Here is an 18,737-nt window from a genome sequence, read left to right as displayed (position 1 = left end):
CCCACCTTCCCGGGCCCCTACCCCTCTTGGCCCTCTGCCAGAACGCCTTTGGCGTCCGCCTGCTTGGCTTTGGCGGCCTGTCGCAGGGCCACGCTTTCATGGAGGCTTTCTGAAGGGTCTTTGCCAATCACACGTTTCTTGCGCGTCATCAGGTAACGCCCATGCCCACGCCAGGTGCCTCGCGCTGGGGCCAGGGGATCCACCGCAAATCTGGCGCGCCAATCCGGGGGCAAAGGCAGGCCGCACCCCGCGGCCTTTTCCAGCATCCAGACCAAAGACAGGTTCGCCAAGGGCCTTGCGGCCTCAAACCCGCCAAGCTGCCCGCCCACATCGCCATGAGCACCGGGGAACCAGACCTGCTCCACATGGCCGGTAAAACCTGGGTGGGTCTGCCAAAGCACCGGCGCAAAGGCCACGCGGTTTTCATCATGGGCCAAGGCGTGAAAGCCGTTCTTTACCACCGCACTTAGATCATGGTTGTGAAAGGCGTGGATGTGTTCGGACAACCGCCACAGCACAGGCGCATTGATCCCCAGTGATTTGACCGTGTCCCAAACGCCGATCATCTCAATCTGTACGTCCCTATGGCACCGGCGGCGGGCAAAATCCTGGGCCACGGGGCTGTCAGGGGTGCATTCATAATGACGGTAGGCCAGTTTGATATGCCGCTCGGTGGCCTGATCGGCGCGCAGCAGCCCCACCAGGTCAATCACCCCCGCCAGGGACCGTACCGCATAGGCTCCGCGCGAATAGCCAAACAGGAACACCTTATCGCCGGGCTGATACCGGCTTGCCAGCCAGCCATAGGCGCGTTTGATCTGCCGGTTGATCCCTTTGCCTGCAGCCACTTCCCAGGCACTGCGCCAATCGCGCCACTGCAGGCCCGGTTCGTAATAAATCGACAGCCCCCGCACCTCTTGCAGCAGCGACAAGCTGCGCGCGGCGTTGGTTTGGCACAAGGGCACAAGCGAAGACAGCGTGCCGTCCAGGATGATCACATGGGTCGCGGGTGCGCGCCCCTTGGTGTCATTCGGCGGCGATTTTGCCTTCATGCATCATCTCCCAGACGCGGTGCGGCGTGAACGGCATATCCGCCTGGCGCACGCCCTGTTCCCATAGCGCATCCTGCACCGCATTTGACACAGCCGCCAAGGCCCCAACGGTCCCGGCTTCGCCGCATCCCTTCATCCCCATGATATTGGCGGTGGAGGGCACAGGCTCGGATGTAAATGAGATATAGGGAAGATCAGCCGCCCGTGGCATAGCATAATCCATAAAACTTGCTGTGAGCAGCTGGCCGTCCTCATCATAGACCACACGTTCCTGCACCGCTTGGCCCACACCCTGGGCCACCCCGCCATGCACCTGACCTTCGGCCAGCATCGGGTTGATAAGATTGCCAAAATCATCAACGACGGTGTAGCGATCCGTGGTGACAATCCCGGTCTCAGGGTCAATCACAACCTCTGCCACATGCGCCCCGTTGGGAAAGCTGCGGCCCGGCAATGTCGCGCGTTCGTGATGGCTCAGCAGATCCTCGCGACCCTTTTCGCGGGCCATTTCGGCCACCTCCAGCATGGTGGGCGTCAGGTTGGACCCCTCTGCGCGAAAGCGTTCATCATCAAAGCTGATCTCAGCCGCAGGCACACCCATTTCATCGGCCAAAAAGGCCGTGAACGCCTCGGTCATCTTGGCCACCGTGGCCAGCGTCGCGCTGTTTTGCGTGGTCACGGAGCGTGATCCACCGGTGCCGCCGCCCTGTTTGATCAGATCGGAATCCCCCTGCACCACGCGGATATGCGTGGCCGGAATGCCGGTCTGATCACTGAGGAACTGGGCATAAACCGTCTCATGCCCCTGCCCATTGGATTGCGTCCCCACATAGATCGTCACGCTGCCGTCGGCCTCAAATTCAACCTTGGCCCCCTCAGACGGATCGCCCAGAATACTCTCGATGTAATAACACAGCCCCTGCCCACGCAGCAGCCCCCGCGCGGCATCCGCCGCCTTGCGCGCCTCAAACCCGTCCCGGTCCGCCTCAAGCGCCACCCGCGACAGCACCTTGTCGAAATCACCCACGTCATAGGTTTCACCGGTGGCCGCGGCATAGGGGAATTGATCCGGCTTGATAAAGTTGATCCGCCGCAGCTCCCAAGGGTCCACCCCCAATTCACGTGCCGCCCGGTCCATCAACCGCTCCAGCACATAAATCGCCTCAGGCCGTCCGGCCCCGCGATAGGCGTCCACCGGCACGGTGTTGGTGTAATAGCCATCCACCTGCAGATAGGTGGTCTGCACATCATACACGCCCATCAACACCCGGCTGAAAAGCTGGGTCTGAATGAACTGGGCAAATTGCGAGTTATAAGCCCCCAAATTGCACTGCGATGTGACCCGGTAGGCGGTGATCTTGTGATCCGCGTCAAAGGCAAATTCCGCCAAAGACGTCAGATCGCGCCCGGCATTGTCTGACAGCATCGCCTCTGTGCGCTCCGACATCCAGCGCACGGGCCGGTCCAACACACGCGCCGCCTGCGCCAGACAGTAATACTCGTTATAGGTCATGCCCTTCATGCCAAAACCGCCGCCCGTATCGGGGTTGGTGACACGCACCTGATCATCGCTCAGCCCAAAAGCGGTCTTCAAAAACCCCTTGTGCACCCAGACACCCTGGCCGTTCTGCGCCACATGCAACCGGCCATCGACCCATTCGGCATAACAGCCCCGCGGCTCCATAGAATTCACGATGATGCGGTTGTCATCGACCTGCAACGCCACCGTCCGGGCCGCCGCCTCAAACGCCGCCTGCGTGGCCGCCGCATCGCCCATGGCCCAATCAAACGCCTTGTTCTGCGGGGCCTCATCATGCAGCGTCTCACCACCCGGTGCCACATCCACCTTGGCTGGCAAATCATCAATGTCCAACATGATCAGCTCTGCCGCATCGCGCGCCTGGGCCAGGCTTTCCGCCACCACCATCGCCACCGGCTCACCGACATAACGCACGCGGTCCTTGGCCAACAAGGGCCGCACCGGCTGCGCCCCGTCACTGCCATCTTGGTTTTTCACCACCGCGCCCGGCATGGCGATGTTGATGCCCGCCGCCTCCAGATCCGCACAGGTCAGCACCATCTGCACCCCGTCCGCCTCAGCCGCATCGCTGACATCCAGCTCGGTGATCACCCCATGCGCAACGGGCGCACGCAGAAAATAGGCCTGCAACGCGCCCTCGGGCGCAATGTCATCTACATACCGGCCCGCGCCGGTCAGAAAACGGACATCTTCGGTGCGAATAACGGGCTGGGACTTGCCGAATTTTTCCATCAGGGCGGCTCCTTGCAGGCATGTTGGGATAGCGTTGCTCAACAGATAACCACACCGCCCGCCTTGTCCACCCCGCTTGCGCTTCATCTTTCCTCTAAAACTCACTTCCCCGGCCCGCCCCAAACACCGCCGCCCGCTTCAATCCGCCCCACCCCTTTCCCTTGGCAAAATCCTCCGCTACATCGCGTGCAAAGCTGACCGAGGACATGATCATGGCGCTGGACAAGACATTTGACGCAAAAGCCGCCGAAGCCCGGCTCTACGCCGCCTGGGAAGAGGCGCAGGCTTTCAAGGCGGGGGCCAATGCCTCACGCGAGGAAACCTTTTCGATCATGATCCCCCCGCCCAATGTGACAGGCGTGCTGCACATGGGCCATGCGTTCAACAACACCCTGCAAGATATCCTGACACGCTGGCACCGGATGCGCGGCTTTGACACGCTTTGGCAACCCGGTCAGGACCACGCGGGCATCGCCACGCAGATGGTGGTTGAACGCCAGTTGGCCGAAACCCAACAACCCTCCCGCCGCGAAATGGGGCGCGAGGCGTTCTTGGAAAAGGTCTGGGAATGGAAAGCCCAATCCGGCGGCACCATCATCGAACAGCTCAAACGCCTCGGTGCCTCCTGTGACTGGGACCGCAACGCTTTCACCATGTCGGGTGCCCCAAATGCGCCCGCAGGCGAGGAAGGCAACTTTCATGACGCCGTGATCAAAGTCTTTGTCGATATGTACAACAAGGGCCTGATCTATCGCGGCAAACGCCTGGTCAACTGGGACCCACATTTTGAAACCGCGATCTCGGATCTCGAAGTTGAGAACATCGAAGTTGACGGCCACATGTGGCACTTCAAATATCCGCTGGCGGGTGGGGCCACCTATACCTACGTGGAAAAAGACGAAGACGGGACCGTCATCCTGGAAGAGGAGCGGGACTATATCTCCATCGCCACCACCCGGCCTGAAACGATGCTGGGGGATGGTGCTGTGGCCGTGCATCCTTCTGACGAACGCTATGCGCCCATCGTGGGCCAGCTCTGTGAAATCCCCGTCGGTCCCAAAGAACACCGCCGCCTTATTCCGATCATCACCGATGAATACCCCGATCCGGATTTTGGCTCTGGTGCTGTAAAAATCACCGGCGCGCATGACTTTAACGACTACGAAGTCGCCAAGCGCGGTGGCATCCCGATGTACAACCTCATGGACACACGCGGTGCGATGCGCGCCGATGGCCGGGCCTATGCGGATGAGGCCGCCACCGCTCAGGCCATCGCCAATGGCGCGGAAGGCTTTGATGAAGCCAAAGTCGCCGCCATGAACCCGGTGCCAGAGGCCTATCGCGGCTTGGACCGGTTTGAAGCGCGCCGCGCGGTGGTCGCAGACATCACCGCCGAAGGCCTCGCCGTCATGACCACGGCAGACGATCCGCGTCTGGGTCGCAAGCTCAAAAAGGGCGAAGAGCCCAGCGATGAGCCGACGCCGTTGGTGGAGGCCAAAAAGATCATGCAGCCCTTCGGCGACCGCTCCAAAGTGGTCATTGAGCCGATGCTGACAGACCAATGGTTCGTCGACACCGCCAAAATCGTGGGCCCCGCCCTTGATGCCGTGCGCAATGGGGATACCGAAATTCTGCCCGAGCAGGACAAGAAGGTCTATTTCCACTGGCTAGAAAACATTGAGCCGTGGTGCATCTCGCGCCAGCTTTGGTGGGGGCACCAGATCCCTGTTTGGTTTGATGAAGACGGCAAAGAATATTGTGCGCCCTCCGAGGCTGAGGCGCAGGCGCTGGCCCCCGGCAAAACCCTGACCCGCGATCCTGACGTCCTGGACACCTGGTTCTCCTCGGGCCTTTGGCCCATCGGCACACTGGGCTGGCCCGAACCGACAGAGGAGCTGGCGAAATACTTCCCCACCTCCGTGCTGATCACCGGCTTTGACATCATCTTCTTCTGGGTCGCCCGGATGATGATGATGCAATACGCGGTTGTCGGGCAAAAACCCTTCTCCACCGTCTACGTGCACGCGCTGGTGCGCGATGAGAAGGGCAAGAAGATGTCCAAATCTTTGGGCAACGTGCTGGACCCGCTGGAGCTGATTGATGAATACGGTGCCGACGCGGTGCGCTTTACGCTCACGTCCATGGCCGCGATGGGACGCGATCTGAAACTGTCGACCGCGCGCATCCAAGGCTACCGGAACTTCGGCACCAAGATCTGGAATGCACACCGTTTTGCCGAAATGAACGACGTGTTCAGCGATGACACGCGTATGCACCCGCTGTGCACGCGTGGTGTACAAGATGTGACAATTAACGCTTCGGTAAACAAATGGATCATCGGTGAGACCGCGCGCATCCGCGAAGAGGTCGATACCGCCCTGTCAAACTACCGCTTCAACGACGCCGCCAACGGGCTTTATGCCTTTGTCTGGGGCAAGGTCTGTGACTGGTACGTGGAGTTCTCCAAACCTCTGTTGGAGGAAGGATCAGAGCACGCCGCAGAAACCCGCGCGACGCTGGCTTGGGTGCTTGATCAATGCCTCGTCCTGCTGCACCCCATCATGCCCTTCATCACCGAAGAGCTGTGGCAGACAACAGCCGCGCGCCCCAAGATGCTGGTGCACGCCGATTGGCCCAGCTACACCACCGCTGCGCTGCTGGATGCTGAGGCGGACGCTGAGCTGAACTGGGTGATTTCTCTGATTGAAAACATCCGCTCAGCGCGCGCGCAAATGCATGTGCCCGCAGGGCTCAAAGCCCCGATGATCGTCACCGATATGGACGCGACGGCCCAGGCCGCATGGGACCGCAATGAGGCGATGATCAAACGTCTGGCACGAGTGGAAAGCCTTGAAAAGGCTGACACTTTCCCCAAGGGCACCGTGTCTATCGCAGCGGCTGGGGCGAACTTTGGTCTGCCGCTCGCCGGGCTTATCGACATCGCAGAAGAGAAAGCGCGCCTGCAGAAAAGCCTTGATAAACTGGGCAAGGAAATCGGCGGGTTGAAGGGGCGGTTGAACAACCCCAAATTCGCCGCCTCCGCCCCCGAAGAGGTGGTGGCCGAAGCGCAAGCGAACCTCGGATGCACGCGAAGGCGAAGCCGCACAACTGCAAGCCGCACTCGACCGTCTGGCCGAGATGGACGGCTGACGCGACATGCGTGTCGCCGCGCATTTGTGTCGCCTCGCATACGGGCGGACCACCTGCCGGTGGATCACCAAACCTCGCCTAAATCCCTGATTTTAAGCATCTTTTGTGGTGTTTGGTTGCGCGTGTCTGATCAAAAATTTGCTGAGAAGGTGTTCAGGGCGCAGTGCGTCCTGAACGACCTTGCACCAGTGTAGTAACGGCCCGCCCCGGCCTCAAGGACACGCCGGGCAAGCCCGGTCGCTGCGCGATCCTTGACCCCGCGCCGACCCGCATGGGTCATTTGAACACAGCCGGGCGTTTGCCCATTTCCGCCGCGATGACTTCCATCTGGTGCGGCTTGCCGATGAGGTCAGATTGCTCTTGTGATTCCGCGTTCAGGACCGCCTGCGCATCTTGGGTTTCTGCGATTGAAATCAACCTCTTGGCCGCCCGAATGGCAGACGGGCTTTTGCCCGCGATCGTCGTGGCCAGATCCGTCGCGGCAGCCAGCGGATCGTCAGCCACTTCGGTGATCAGCCCCCAGTGCCAGCGCCTGATCCGTCTCAACCGGTTGGGCCGTATAGGTCAGGCGGCGCAGCACGTCAGAGCGCACCAGCTTGGGCAACAGCACCATGCCCCCCATATCGGGCACGATGCCCCATTTCATCTCCATCACGGCGAAACGGGTGCCGGGGGCCGCGATGCGGATGTCTGCGCCCAGCGCCACTTGGATGCCCGCGCCAAAGCAGACGCCGTGGATGGCCGCGATCACCGGGATCTCCATCCGGTGCCAGATCATCGCAACCTCTTGCCACTGGTTGGTGCTGCCTGCGCCGTGGGTGCGGGGCATCAGCACCTCAGCAGGGTCTTTGCCCATCATCCCCGACAGGCCGGTGATATCGATGCCCGCACAAAACGCACGCCCCTCACCCGAGACGACGACCGCACGCGCGTCAGAGGCCGCAACCTCTTGGCCCGCGGCGATGATGGCGTCGATCATATCCTGATCCACCGCGTTCATTTTGTCCGCGCGGGTCAGGCGCACAAAGGCAATGTGGTTTTCGTAAGTAACGCTGACGCGGGCCATAAGATCCTCCGGTGTGGCTTTGCGCTACTTGACCGCAGATCGGCAGGGCGCGCCAGCGAAACGTGGCGGCAGATCAGGGCACCAGACGATCAATCGCGCGCATCATCCCGAGGCTTTTGTCATAGACCAGCGTCAGGATGCGGCGAGCGGGCGGTTTGGTGGCGATCTGGGGTGCTGCGCGCAGCGTGGATGCGGCGGCGGCGATCACCAGAAATCGGCGGCGTGAGAGGTGAGACATGCGATCCCCCTTATTGCGAACGATTCTCATATAAGGACGCCTAGAGCAATTTCCAAGCCTTGCCCGGTGCCGCGCTGCGGCCTAAGACGGGATCTATGACAGATCTTCGCCTCACCCCGCTTGCCGCTTCTTTGCCTGCCACCGTGCCCTTTGTGGGCCCTGAAACACAGGAACGTGCGCGCGGCGCGGCCTTTGACGCGCGGCTTGGCGCGAACGAGAATGTCTTTGGCCCCTCCCCCAAGGCGCAGGCGGCGATGGCTGCGGCGGGGCAGTGGATGTACGGCGATCCTGAGAGCTTTGATTTGCGCCAAGCGCTGGCCGCGCACCACGGTGTGGGCATGGAGAATGTCGTGGTGGGCGAAGGGATTGACGGGCTCTTGGGCTATCTGGTGCGGCTTTTTGTGGGCTCCGGGGATGCGGTGGTGACCTCTGACGGGGCCTATCCCACCTTCAACTACCACGTCGCGGGCTTTGGCGGGACGCTGCACAAGGTGCCTTATGCGGAGGATCACGAAGACCCCGCCGCCCTTTTTGCCAAGGCCGCTGAGGTACAGGCCAAGCTGGTCTATCTGGCAAACCCGGACAATCCCATGGGATCTTGGCATAGCGGTGCCCACCTGAAAGAGGCGCTGGAGATGCTGCCCAAGGGTACGTTGTTGGTACTGGATGAAGCCTATGTGGAGACAGCACCAGAGGGTACGGCCCTGCCCCTGCCGGTCGATGACCCGCGGGTGATCCGCATGCGGACCTTTTCAAAGGTTTACGGGATGGCCGGTGCGCGCGTTGGCTATGCCCTGGGGCTGCGGATTTGATCACGGCGTTTCACAAAGTGCGCAATCACTTTGGCATGAACCGCGCCGCCCAAGCGGGGGCAATGGCGGCTTTGAAAGACCAGGCCTATTTGGCAGAGGTGGTCGCCAAAATCGACGCGACCCGCACCCGCATCGCAGAGATCGCCACCCAGAATGGCCTGACGCCTCTGCCCTCTGCTGCGAACTTTGTGGCGATTGACTGCGGGCAGGATGCCGCCTTTGCCAAGGCGGTGTTGGAGGGGCTGATTGCCGAAGGGATCTTTGTGCGTATGCCCTTTGCCGCCCCGCAAAACCGCTGCATCCGGATCAGCTGTGGCACGCCTGCGCAATTAGCGCTTTTTGAAGCGGCGCTGCCCAAAGCACTGGCAGGTGCAAAAAAAGGCTGACGGCGGGACAATTGGGCCTATAGTTTGAGGGAAAGCTGTTGACGAGCCTTGCCGATGCGCGACCCTCATGACCGTTCTCCTGCCCCGGATTTCACGCAAGCCTGTGTGGTGATGTTTGGGGTGAACCTGACGTGGATCTTGATGGTGATCTGGGCCTGGTGGGGGTTGCTGGCGGTTGCGGTGACGGGATGGGTTGTGAACAAAGTCATTGACCGCATTGGTGCGGCGCGCACGCGTTAAGCGCTAAAAGGAGCGTCAGCGGATGTTTATGTCCGCCCGCTGATCACCTCAGCTGCTGCCTCCAACGCCCCTGAGCCGTGCGCGATGCCAAGGCCGCGCATGCCAGCCTCCATCCCGCCCAAAAGCCCCATGATCATCTGTCCGTTCACGTGCCCCATATGGCCCAGCCTGAAAAACCCGTGCCAGGCGGGATCTTTGGGGTCTGCCATCCCAAGGCTGATGCCCAGGGTCAGGCCAAGGTTTTCTTCGACCCAGGTGCGCAAAGACGTGGCATCAGGAGAGGTCAGGCGCAGCGTGGTGACAGCGGTGCTGCGGTGGGCAGGATCGGCCACGTTGAGGGCAAAACCACCGCTTTCAGACCACGCGTCGCAGGCCGCCCAGACGGCTTTGGCCAGGGTGGTGTGACGGGCCCAGACCTGTTCCATCCCTTCGGCATGGATCATGTCCAGCGCGGCGCGCAGACCGTATAGATGGTGTGTGGGTGCGGTGCCGCCGTGGTATTGGAAAAGATCTCGGGATTGGCGCGCGGCGTCCAATCCCAATACCAGCTGACCAAGGGCAGGCTGGCGCGTACTTGGGCGGCTTTGTCGTTGAAAAAGACAAAGGCCATGCCGGGCGGGACCATCAGCCCCTTTTGGCAGCCCGTGACCATGACATCGACGCCCCAGGCGTCCATCTCAAATCTGTCGCATCCCAGCGACGCGATGCAATCCGCCATCAGAAGGGCCGGATGGCCCGTGGCGTCAAGTGCGGCGCGCAGGGCCGCCATGTCATTGCGCACAGAGGTGGAGGTATCCACATGCACCGCCAGCACCGCTTTGATGCGGTGATCTTTGTCCGCGCTGAGCGCTTCGGCAATGCGGGCGGGATCCATCGGGGATTGCTTGCCGAAATCAATCACCTCAACCTCAGCCCCCTGGCGGCGGGCTGTTTCACCCCAGCCCATGCCAAAGCTGCCCGTTGCGGGCACCAGAACGCGGTCGCCGGGGGCCAGCACGTTGGCAAGTGCCGCTTCCCAGGCGGCGTGGCCGTTGCCGATATACATGGCCACGTGATGATCCGTCCGGGCTACGCGTTTTAGATCGGTGACCAGGCCCGGCATCATCTCAACCAATTCGCCGGCATAGATGTTGGGGGCCGGCCGGTGCATCGCGCGCAGCACCGCGTCCGGCATGACAGAGGGGCCAGGGATCGCCAGATAGGGGCGGCCATGAGACAGGTTGGGAGTGTGGGACACGGGAGGTCTACGCCTTTTGTCAGAGATGCTCGGACACTAGGCGTGGGGCGGGGAAGGTCAACACCTGACCCGCCCCAATTCCCCTTGGCCTTGCCCCTTGGCCCCGTGCTGCGTAAATCTGCACAACCTGATGCTGAGGAATGCAGCGCGATGTCCGATCCGACCTATACATCCAAAGAACTGCTGGCCTGGCTCTGGCGGGATTATCTCAAAAAACATCTGGGGCTGATGGGCCTTGCGGTGTTCTTTATGATCATCGAAGGCAGCACCCTGGGCGCATTGGCCCGCCTGATGGAGCCGATGTTTGACCGGGTGTTTGTCGCCGGACAGCAAGATGCGCTGATTTGGGTGGGGCTGACGCTGATTGGTATCTTTGTGCTGCGCGCGATTGCGGGGGTGGCGCAGAAGGTGCTGCTGACCAAGGTGGCGCAGCGCACGGCGGCCGATCTGCGCATTGACCTGCTGGAGCGGATGATGGCGCAGGACGGGGCGTTTCATCAATCACATCCGCCTGGGTTTCTGATCCAGCGGGTGCAGGGGGATGTGAACGCCATCGGAGATGTCTGGCGCGCGGTGATCACTGGGGCGGGGCGTGATTTTATTGGGCTTTTGGTGCTGTTGGGGGTGGCGATCTCCATTGATCCGGTTTGGGCGCTGATGGCCTGTATCGGCATCCCGGTCATGGTGCTGCCTGCCGCTGCGGCCCAGAAATTCGTGCGCCGCCGCGCGCGCGAGGCGCGGGATTTGGGGGCGGATCTGGCCACGCGGCTCGACGAAGTGTTTCACGGCATTGTGCAGGTCAAGCTGAACGCGCTTGAGGCCTATCAGACCCGGCAATACCGCGACCTGACGGGCAAATTCATCGACACAGAGACACGCGCGGCCTTTGGCAATGCGGCGATCCCGGGCATGGTGGATATCTTGTCAGGCATCGGGTTCATGGCTGTGATCCTTTACGGTGGCTCTGAGATCATTTCCGGCGACAAGACCATCGGCCAGTTCATGACATTTTTCACGGCGATGGGCTTTGCCTTTAGCCCGCTGCGCCGGTTGGGCGGGATCAGCGGGTTGTGGCAAATCGCAGCGGCGGCCCTGGAACGGCTGCGCGCGTTGCTAGATGCGCCGGTGCGGTTGCAAGACCCCAAAGCGCCTGTCGCGCCGCCGGTGGGGACACCGGATGTGGTGTTGGACCGGGTGGATCTGTCTTATGGTGAAACGCGGGTGCTGGATGGGCTGAGCTTCACCGCCAAGGCGGGGCAGACAACGGCGCTGGTGGGGGCCTCTGGCGCGGGCAAGACCACGGTTTTCAACCTGCTCACCCGGTTGATTGATCCGCAACGCGGCACCGCCAAGATCGGCGGGGTGGCCACGCCGGACATGCGCCTGGCGGACCTGCGCGGCTTGTTTTCCGTCGTCACGCAGGACGCGCTGCTGTTTGATGCCAGCCTGAAGGAAAACATCGTGCTGGGCCGCACGGATGTCAGCGACGCCCGGCTGAAAGAGGTTCTGGATGCAGCGCATGTGTCGGATTTCCTGCCAAAGCTTGATGCAGGCCTGGAGACTGTCGTGGGCCCAAGAGGCTCAGCGCTGTCGGGCGGGCAGCGGCAGCGCGTGGTGATCGCACGGGCGCTGCTGCGCGATACGCCTATTTTGCTGCTGGATGAAGCGACATCGGCCCTTGATGCGCAGTCAGAGCAGGTGGTGCAGGCCGCTCTTGATCGGCTATCAGAGGGGCGCACCACCTTGGTGATTGCCCACCGTCTGGCCACCGTGCGCAATGCAGACAGCATCGTGGTGATGGACAAGGGCCGTGTGATCGATCAGGGCACACATGACGCGCTGTTAGAACGCGACGGCCTGTATGCAGACCTGTACCGGCTGCAGTTTCAGGATGGCCGCCATATTGGCGAACACAAGCCGCGCGCCGACAAACCAAAGCGCAGCGCGGCGCAAGCACCTGCGAATGCGGGCGTTTGGAGCCGGTTGCGCGGGTTGTTTAGGGCCAGCTAAGGCCGCGCTGTCAGCGCCGGTAGCTCGCGGCCAGTCGGGCCACATCAACCCCGGCAAAATAGCGCGCCAAGGTCCACAGGTTGCGGGCACCGCGCCGCAGCCAGCCTTGGGATTCTGTACCGGGTGGCTGAGGTTACAGCCTCAACGGGCAGGCCAACAAGCTTGCCTTTGAGGGCGCGGGCCAAGGCGACGTCCTCCATCAGGGGGACGTCCGGGTAGCCGCCCACTTTGGAATAAAGCGCCTGAGAGATCAAAAGCGCCTGGTCGCCGTAAGGCAGGCCAAAGCGGCTGCGCAGATTGGCCCAGGCGGCGACCACGCGGGCCGCGATGCTGGGATGATCGAAGCGCAGCCGACACCAGCCCGCTTTGTCAGGATGCGCCAAATGTGCCTTCACCGCACGGCTCCAGCCCGGTTGCAGGACCGTATCGGCATGAACGACAAGCAGCCAGTCCGCCTGTGCCGCCGCACAGCCGCGTTGCAATTGGCCGCCACGGGACGCAGGGCCATGCAAAACACGTGCCCCCCAAGCCTGAGCCGTGGCACCCGTTGTATCCTGCGAGCCGCCGTCGCTGACGATCAGTTCACGGATCAATCCCGCCTCCAGCCCCTCCAACAACGCCTCAAGGCATCGGGGCAATGTCTCAACGGCATTGAGCGTTGGAATGATGACGGTCAGCGGCGCGCGCATGTTGGCCCTTTTTCAGCTGTGCTGCGTGCCCTATATCGCAAAGAGACACTTGGGGGCAAATCTATGAGTGAACGCAGCATCTTGCGGCTTTTCGGGCCGGACACGCGGAACTTTCTGCAGGGGCTTGTCACAAATGATGTGAATAAGCTGTCTGAGGGGCTTGTCTATGCCGCCATTCTGACGCCGCAGGGCAAATACCTTGCTGACTTCTTTCTGGCCGCCGATGGTGACGCGGTGTTGCTGGATGCCGCCGCTGCCCAGGCGCCCATGCTGCAACAGCGGCTGACGATGTATAAGCTGCGCGCGGCTGTTGAGATTGAGGCGGCCGCGTTGCATGTGCATCGCGGGCTTGGCCCCTGCCCTGCGGATGGCTTTGCCGACCCGCGCCACCCGGCGTTGGGCTGGCGCGCTTACCGCGATACGCCGCAGGCGGAGGACACGGTGGATTGGGACGCGCTGCGCGTGCAGCATCTGGTGCCCGAAACCGGGATCGAGCTGACACCCGACACCTTTATCCTGGAGGCCGGGTTTGAGCGGTTGAACGGCGTGGATTTCCGCAAAGGCTGTTATGTCGGCCAAGAGGTGACGGCGCGGATGAAACACAAGACGGAGCTGCGCAAAGGGCTGGCCTCGGTATCGGTTGAGGGTGACGCACCGGTGGGCACGCCCCTGACGGTGGCGGGCAAAGCGGCGGGCACGCTGTTCACGCAGGCAGCGGGGGCCGGGATCGCCTATCTGCGGTTTGACCGCGCCAAAGAGCCGATGCAGGCGGAAACAGCCACGGTCAGCTGGCAGCCCGGCGCGGAAAATACATCAAATTGAAAACAAAATGCCCCGCCAGAGACGGGGCAGAATGCAATTGCAGAAACTTAACGAAAAGTTACGCCACGTCACGGCACCCGGCGATCAGGCGCGTTCGACGTATTCCATTGTCTCTGTGTTGACCACGATGTCTTCATCCTGGCCCACAAAGGGTGGGACAGAAACGCGCACGCCATTGTCCAAAAGCGCGGGCTTGAATGAATTCGCAGCGGTCTGACCTTTGACCACAGGCTCCGTTTCAACGACCTTGCAAATGACCTTTTGCGGCAGCGATGCGTTCAGCGCCTCTTCGTCATAATACTCAACCACGATCATCATACCGTCTTGCAAAAATGGGCGGCGTTCGCCCAAAAGCTCTGCTGACAGCTGCACCTGATCGTAGGTTTCCGTATCCATCACAACCAGCATCCCATTGTCTTCATACAAGAATTGCTGATCTTTCTGTTCCAGGCGCACGCGCTCCACCTTGTCGGCTGAGCGGAAGCGTTCGTTCAGTTTGGACCCGTTGCGCAGGTTGCGCAGCTCAACTTGCGCAAAGGCACCGCCCTTGCCGGGCTTGACGTGGTCGACCTTCACGGCGGCCCAAAGGCCATCGTTATGCTCCAGCACGTTTCCGGGGCGGATCTCATTTCCGTTGATTTTTGGCATGTGGCTAAACCTTGGCAAAAGGTTGATGAATTATTAGCGCACCCTATATCTGGACCATTGGGACCCTGCAAGCCAACGATATCTCGTATCGCACCTGCAGCATGCTATGCGCAGGACGCAAGGGTGCCATGCAAAAAAGTGGTATCCGAATCGAAGGATATCGGTCATAAGGAGCTTCACGCCAAAATGACAAGAGCAAGAATAACGGAAAGGACGACGGGATGAACGATTTCGTTGACGGCACAGCTTTCAATAACGAACAAGGCAACCGTGCCCGCAAACTTTTCGCAGCCGTGGTACTGGCTGCACTCGACGACGCGATTGCGGACGACAAGAAATACGGCAACGGCCCCGAGCAGATTGCACGCTGGGCCCGCTCACGCGATGGGCGCGAAGTGCTGAGCTGCGCAGGCATTGACCCCAATGAGCGTGTGGTCTCTGGTTTGATGGATTTTGTTGGCAAAGGGGTGCGGACCTCTGTTGCGCTGTCTCGTGAAGAGTCCGAGCGCCGCCACGCCGCACAACAGCAGGCCGAAGCCGCCTAAGCTGTTTGACATGAGTTACGGAAAACGCAGCCTTCGGGCTGCGTTTTTTGTTGGGACATTGCCATCCCCTTCTCAGCTGTCGATGAACAGAAACATCCAGACGTAGGCCACCCGCATCTCAGCGGCCAAAAGCAGCAGGACAAACAGCGACAGGATCCAGCCAGGGCGTCTGAGCCACAGCACCGCCGCGCTGATCACCGCAAGGGCCGCGCCAATGGGGGCCACGATGTCAGCGCCGTGGTTGCGATCCCAATAGCTGACCGGGCTTTCGAAAACCCAAGTGGACAGGGGCCAGAAATGCGCCCGGCCATCATCATGGTGCAGCGGAAAATCAAGCGCGATGTGCAGCAGCGCGGCAGCACAAAGGGCAATTGCCCAGGCCGATCGTCGCCATATCGCCAGGCCCAACAGGCCGCCCCAGATCAGGAACGAGTTATCAATCGCAAAGATCTGCTGCCACAGATCGGAAAAGTAGAGCTCATTAAAAACCACCTGCGGCGGGATGTTGAGCAAAAACAGCGACACCCCCGCCAAGAGGTAAAGCGACAGATCCGGCAGCAGCCCCCCCGCCATCGCCGCCCAAATGATGTGGCGTTCCGCAGGACGCCCAAACGCGGCCGCGCCAAGCAAGAGATGAGCCGGTGTATTCATGCGCCATTGCCCTTTCACTGCGACGTGTTTTGCGCCAATTTGCCGCCAAACCATGGGGCACATCACATGACAAAAGCGATCATGATACAAGGCACCGGCAGCAATGTCGGCAAATCAATGATTGTGGCCGGGTTGATACGGGCCTGTGTCAAACGCGGCATGGCGGTGCGCCCGTTCAAGCCGCAGAACATGTCAAACAACGCCGCTGTGACCGAGGACGGCGGAGAGATCGGGCGCGCACAAGCGCTGCAAGCGCGGGCCGCTGGTGTGGCGCCGCATACGGATATGAACCCGATCTTGCTGAAACCACAGTCCTCCACGGGCGCGCAGGTGATCGTGCAGGGCCAGATTGCGGGCCACCAAGAGGCCGCTGCCTTTGGCAAGAACAAAGCCGCCTTGATGCCCGCTGTTTTGCAATCGTTTCAGCGTTTGGCCAGGGGTGCGATTTGATCATCATTGAGGGGGCGGGCAGCCCCGCTGAGACCAACCTGCGCGCAGGCGACATTGCCAACATGGGGTTTGCCCGCGCGGCAGATGTGCCTGTCATCTTGATGGGCGATATCGACCGGGGCGGCGTAATTGCGCAGATCGTGGGCACCCAGGCTGTGATGTCCGCAGGTGACAACGCGCTGGTGCGGGGATTTGCGGTGAACAAGTTCCGAGGCGACCGCAGCCTGTTCGATGCGGGCCGCGATGACATCGCGGCGCGGACGGGCTGGCCCAGTCTGGGGGTGATCCCGTGGTTTGACCAGGCCCAGCGCCTGCCTGCAGAAGACGTGATGGACCTGCCAGATCGCGCCCATGCAGAGGGGTCGGGCTGTGTGATTGCTGTTCCCCGCTTGCCGCGTATCTCGAATTTTGACGATCTGGATCCTTTGGCCGCCGAACCGGGCGTGGACCTGCGGGTGATCATGCCGGGCAGCCCCCTGCCCGCGGATGCCGATTTGGTTTTGCTGGCGGGCAGCAAGGCCACCATCTCGGATCTGGCGGCGTTCCGGGCCGAAGGCTGGGACATTGATCTGGCCGCGCATTTGCGGCGCGGTGGGCGGGTTTTGGGGCTGTGTGGGGGCTATCAGATGCTGGGCAAGTCGATTGCCGACCCGCATGGCATTGAGGGTGATCCATGCGAAGTGGCGGGGCTGGGGCATCTGGACATCACCACCGAAATGGCGCCGATCAAACATCTGTCACAGAAGACCGGCACGCATCTTGCAAGCGGTGCGTCGGTCAGCGGGTATGAAATCCACATCGGCGAAACCTCAGGCCCGGACCGCGCCCGCGCTTGGCTGACGTTTGATGGGGTATCCGAAGGGGCAAGCAGCGCCGATGGGCTGGTTCAGGGCTGTTATATGCATGGATTGTTTAACGCAGATGGGTTCCGGGCCGCCTATCTGCAGGAGTTGGGCGTGCGCGCCGACATCGCGTTTGAGGCAGGCGTCGAGGATGCGCTGGACGCGCTGGCTGACCACGTTGAACGCTATTTCGACGTTGATTTAATGCTTTCGCTTGCAGGAGAGATCCGTGGCGACCTGCCGTCTGCCTGAGGCAGCGCAGGGAAGGTAAGCCGTTGAAATCGACGGCTTCGACCAGCCATCTGAGGCTGGCGCGGACAAGCTCTGCTGGGTTACTCCAGATCCTGCGCGGTCAGGGCGCGGTGGATCTCACGGCGGACGAGTTTGCGGACGTTGCGGGTGATCCGCTCGCCCAAGGCCCCTTGGAGTTCGGCGCGCACGATCTCAGCGACCAGATCACGCAGGGCTTCTTCGTCCAAAAGCTGCTCATCCTCGGGGACCGCCAAGGCAGGTTCGACACTGGCCGCATCAATCTGCGCGTCAGGTTCATCTGCGGCCGGGACAGGTTGGGCTGGTGCCTCAGCCATCTGTGGGGCTGGTGCGGAATCAGGCGTGTCTTGCACGGACGTCTCTGGTTCCGCAGGCTTTTGGGGCTTGAGGAAGGTGATGTCCGGAGTGTCATCGGTTTCTTCTGTGTCTTCTTCTTCCCACGCCATTGTGGTGGCTTCGGTTCCAGCGTAATCGCTGTCGCCGGTTTCATCGGGTTCCCAGTGTATCAGAGATCTTGTTGATCGCTGTTTCCAGTGCCGCAATCTTGGCGCTGAGGGCGACGGCCTTTGACGTAGGCTCTGCCGGTTCCGGGTGAGAGGCTGCGGGTTCATCTTCGGCAACTGCGTTGAAATCGTCAGAAGATACATCAAAATCTTCCGCCTCTGCTGCCGCATCCTCCAGCGCATCCACTTGGGTTGTGATCACCACGCTGCCCGGGGCCTCCGCGATCTGCGCGGGTTCCTCCGTTTCGGGTGCCACACTGTCGGTGTCCTGAACCTCAATGAACGGCGCCTCCGCATCCGTGTCATCAGCCCACTCCGCATCCTTTGCCTGCTCGGCCGCGATGGTGCTGAGGATCAGGTCATCGCTTTCGCCTTCAAGGTCGTCTTCATCGTCGAAGTTGTAAGGATCATCGGAATAGTCGTTTTCAAAGCCCGCCTCATCCGCGCGCGTGTCATCATCTGCGCGCTGAGCCCTGTCCAACGCCGCGACCGGATTGTCCGAATAGACATCCAACGGTTCATCATCAACGATCAGGCTTTGCACTTCAGGCACGGGCGCGCGCGCCTCTCGCGCGTCGCCAACATCCTGGCTGAGCTGCTGTGAGATGTTCTGCAACGTCTCAGCCGGTACGGCCTCATCATCCTCAACCCGTTGGGCCGGGGTCAGGACCAGCTTTTCAGGTTCGGCGGGTGCCGGTGGTTTGGTGGCTTGCAGTGGGCGTTTGTCTTCGGACACCAATCGACGGATTGACGACAGGACATCCTCAACCTCAGCATTTGTAACAGGGTCGGACATTTTCTTTACCACTCTCTTCTCGCCGTCAAACTAGCGTGGCGGGAAGATTCCCACAATG

General features: G+C 61.3%; 11 protein-coding genes and 6 pseudogenes. 7 read left to right on the top strand and 10 right to left on the bottom strand.

The features are described from left to right. Positions 1-17: 17 nt before the first annotated feature. On the bottom strand, positions 18-1,052 hold the full coding sequence (locus tag ACZ1HM_RS06945) for a DUF2235 domain-containing protein (RefSeq protein WP_472742124.1): 1,035 nt from the start codon (positions 1,050-1,052) through the stop codon (positions 18-20). Beyond that, positions 1,027-3,324, bottom strand: a complete 2,298-nt coding sequence (locus ACZ1HM_RS06940) for a xanthine dehydrogenase family protein molybdopterin-binding subunit (protein ID WP_472742123.1) — start codon at positions 3,322-3,324, stop codon at positions 1,027-1,029. Before ACZ1HM_RS06940 ends, ACZ1HM_RS06945 begins: the two co-directional genes overlap by 26 nt. Before the next feature lie 212 nt (positions 3,325-3,536). Here ACZ1HM_RS06940 and ACZ1HM_RS06935 point away from each other — a divergent pair. After that, positions 3,537-6,474 (top strand): annotated as a pseudogene (locus ACZ1HM_RS06935) (valine--tRNA ligase). A gap of 276 nt (positions 6,475-6,750) precedes the next feature. On the opposite strand, the pseudogene ACZ1HM_RS06930 reads toward ACZ1HM_RS06935, so the two are convergent. Beyond that, a pseudogene (locus tag ACZ1HM_RS06930) lies at positions 6,751-7,540 on the bottom strand (crotonase/enoyl-CoA hydratase family protein). Positions 7,541-7,613: 73 nt separating this feature from the next. Next, on the bottom strand, positions 7,614-7,778 hold the full coding sequence (locus ACZ1HM_RS06925) for a Tat pathway signal protein (protein WP_472742122.1): 165 nt from the start codon (positions 7,776-7,778) through the stop codon (positions 7,614-7,616). A gap of 95 nt (positions 7,779-7,873) precedes the next feature. Here ACZ1HM_RS06925 and ACZ1HM_RS06920 point away from each other — a divergent pair. Together ACZ1HM_RS06920 and ACZ1HM_RS06915 are read left to right on the top strand one after the other, a co-directional pair. Further along, a pseudogene (locus tag ACZ1HM_RS06920) lies at positions 7,874-8,976 on the top strand (pyridoxal phosphate-dependent aminotransferase). 54 nt (positions 8,977-9,030) lie between these two features. Further along, on the top strand, positions 9,031-9,216 hold the full coding sequence (locus tag ACZ1HM_RS06915; RefSeq protein ID WP_472742121.1) for a hypothetical protein: 186 nt from the start codon (positions 9,031-9,033) through the stop codon (positions 9,214-9,216). 26 nt (positions 9,217-9,242) lie between these two features. On the opposite strand, the pseudogene ACZ1HM_RS06910 reads toward ACZ1HM_RS06915, so the two are convergent. After that, positions 9,243-10,453: pseudogene (locus ACZ1HM_RS06910) on the bottom strand (pyridoxal-phosphate-dependent aminotransferase family protein). Positions 10,454-10,603: 150 nt separating this feature from the next. On the opposite strand from ACZ1HM_RS06910, the gene ACZ1HM_RS06905 reads away from it, so the two are divergent. Then, on the top strand, positions 10,604-12,463 hold the full coding sequence (locus ACZ1HM_RS06905; protein WP_472742120.1) for an ABC transporter ATP-binding protein: 1,860 nt from the start codon (positions 10,604-10,606) through the stop codon (positions 12,461-12,463). A 10-nt stretch (positions 12,464-12,473) separates the two neighbouring features. Here the strand turns inward: ACZ1HM_RS06905 and ACZ1HM_RS06900 are convergent. Then, positions 12,474-13,152: pseudogene (locus ACZ1HM_RS06900) on the bottom strand (TIGR04283 family arsenosugar biosynthesis glycosyltransferase). Positions 13,153-13,215: 63 nt separating this feature from the next. On the opposite strand from ACZ1HM_RS06900, the gene ygfZ reads away from it, so the two are divergent. Continuing rightward, on the top strand, positions 13,216-13,974 hold the full coding sequence (gene ygfZ, locus ACZ1HM_RS06895) for a CAF17-like 4Fe-4S cluster assembly/insertion protein YgfZ (protein WP_472742119.1): 759 nt from the start codon (positions 13,216-13,218) through the stop codon (positions 13,972-13,974). 84 nt (positions 13,975-14,058) lie between these two features. Here the strand turns inward: ygfZ and efp are convergent, their stop codons facing one another. Then, on the bottom strand, positions 14,059-14,622 hold the full coding sequence (efp, locus tag ACZ1HM_RS06890; RefSeq protein ID WP_472742118.1) for an elongation factor P: 564 nt from the start codon (positions 14,620-14,622) through the stop codon (positions 14,059-14,061). 221 nt (positions 14,623-14,843) lie between these two features. Between efp and ACZ1HM_RS06885 the strand changes: the two genes are divergently transcribed. After that, entirely contained in the window at positions 14,844-15,167 is a 324-nt protein-coding gene (locus tag ACZ1HM_RS06885; protein ID WP_472742117.1) for a DUF6280 family protein, read from the top strand. A 72-nt stretch (positions 15,168-15,239) separates the two neighbouring features. Here ACZ1HM_RS06885 and ACZ1HM_RS06880 read toward each other — a convergent pair whose 3' ends face one another. After that, the gene (locus ACZ1HM_RS06880; protein WP_472742116.1) at positions 15,240-15,818 is read right to left on the bottom strand and encodes a cobalamin biosynthesis protein CobQ; all 579 of its coding nucleotides are present in this window, start codon (positions 15,816-15,818) and stop codon (positions 15,240-15,242) included. Positions 15,819-15,884: 66 nt separating this feature from the next. Here ACZ1HM_RS06880 and ACZ1HM_RS06875 point away from each other — a divergent pair. Further along, a pseudogene (locus tag ACZ1HM_RS06875) lies at positions 15,885-17,362 on the top strand (cobyric acid synthase). An 80-nt stretch (positions 17,363-17,442) separates the two neighbouring features. Here ACZ1HM_RS06875 and ACZ1HM_RS06870 read toward each other — a convergent pair. Both ACZ1HM_RS06870 and ACZ1HM_RS06865 read right to left on the bottom strand, forming a co-directional pair. Further along, positions 17,443-17,826 (bottom strand): hypothetical protein, encoded by a 384-nt coding sequence (locus ACZ1HM_RS06870; RefSeq protein ID WP_472744682.1) that lies wholly within the window; start codon positions 17,824-17,826, stop codon positions 17,443-17,445. Positions 17,827-17,866: 40 nt separating this feature from the next. Continuing rightward, complete coding sequence (locus tag ACZ1HM_RS06865) at positions 17,867-18,679, bottom strand: hypothetical protein (protein WP_472742115.1); 813 nt, start codon at positions 18,677-18,679, stop codon at positions 17,867-17,869. Between the last annotated feature and the right edge of the window lie 58 nt (positions 18,680-18,737).

The organism is Sulfitobacter sp. GN1-4 (genome assembly GCF_055693825.1).
The sequence above is the reverse complement of the archived record's forward strand: the minus strand, read 5'-3'. Positions and strand labels throughout refer to the sequence as shown.

Bases quoted from the DNA above. Each gene is read 5' to 3' on its own strand.
- ACZ1HM_RS06945 (WP_472742124.1), bottom strand. From the start codon at position 1,052: ATGAAGGCAAAATCGCCGCCGAATGACACCAAGGGGCGCGCACCCGCG.
- ACZ1HM_RS06940 (WP_472742123.1), bottom strand. From the start codon at position 3,324: ATGGAAAAATTCGGCAAGTCCCAGCCCGTTATTCGCACCGAAGATGTC.
- ACZ1HM_RS06925 (WP_472742122.1), bottom strand. From the start codon at position 7,778: ATGTCTCACCTCTCACGCCGCCGATTTCTGGTGATCGCCGCCGCCGCA.
- ACZ1HM_RS06915 (WP_472742121.1), top strand. From the start codon at position 9,031: ATGCGCGACCCTCATGACCGTTCTCCTGCCCCGGATTTCACGCAAGCC.
- ACZ1HM_RS06905 (WP_472742120.1), top strand. From the start codon at position 10,604: ATGTCCGATCCGACCTATACATCCAAAGAACTGCTGGCCTGGCTCTGG.
- ygfZ (WP_472742119.1), top strand. From the start codon at position 13,216: ATGAGTGAACGCAGCATCTTGCGGCTTTTCGGGCCGGACACGCGGAAC.
- efp (WP_472742118.1), bottom strand. From the start codon at position 14,622: ATGCCAAAAATCAACGGAAATGAGATCCGCCCCGGAAACGTGCTGGAG.
- ACZ1HM_RS06885 (WP_472742117.1), top strand. From the start codon at position 14,844: ATGAACGATTTCGTTGACGGCACAGCTTTCAATAACGAACAAGGCAAC.
- ACZ1HM_RS06880 (WP_472742116.1), bottom strand. From the start codon at position 15,818: ATGAATACACCGGCTCATCTCTTGCTTGGCGCGGCCGCGTTTGGGCGT.
- ACZ1HM_RS06870 (WP_472744682.1), bottom strand. From the start codon at position 17,826: ATGGCGTGGGAAGAAGAAGACACAGAAGAAACCGATGACACTCCGGAC.
- ACZ1HM_RS06865 (WP_472742115.1), bottom strand. From the start codon at position 18,679: ATGTCCGACCCTGTTACAAATGCTGAGGTTGAGGATGTCCTGTCGTCA.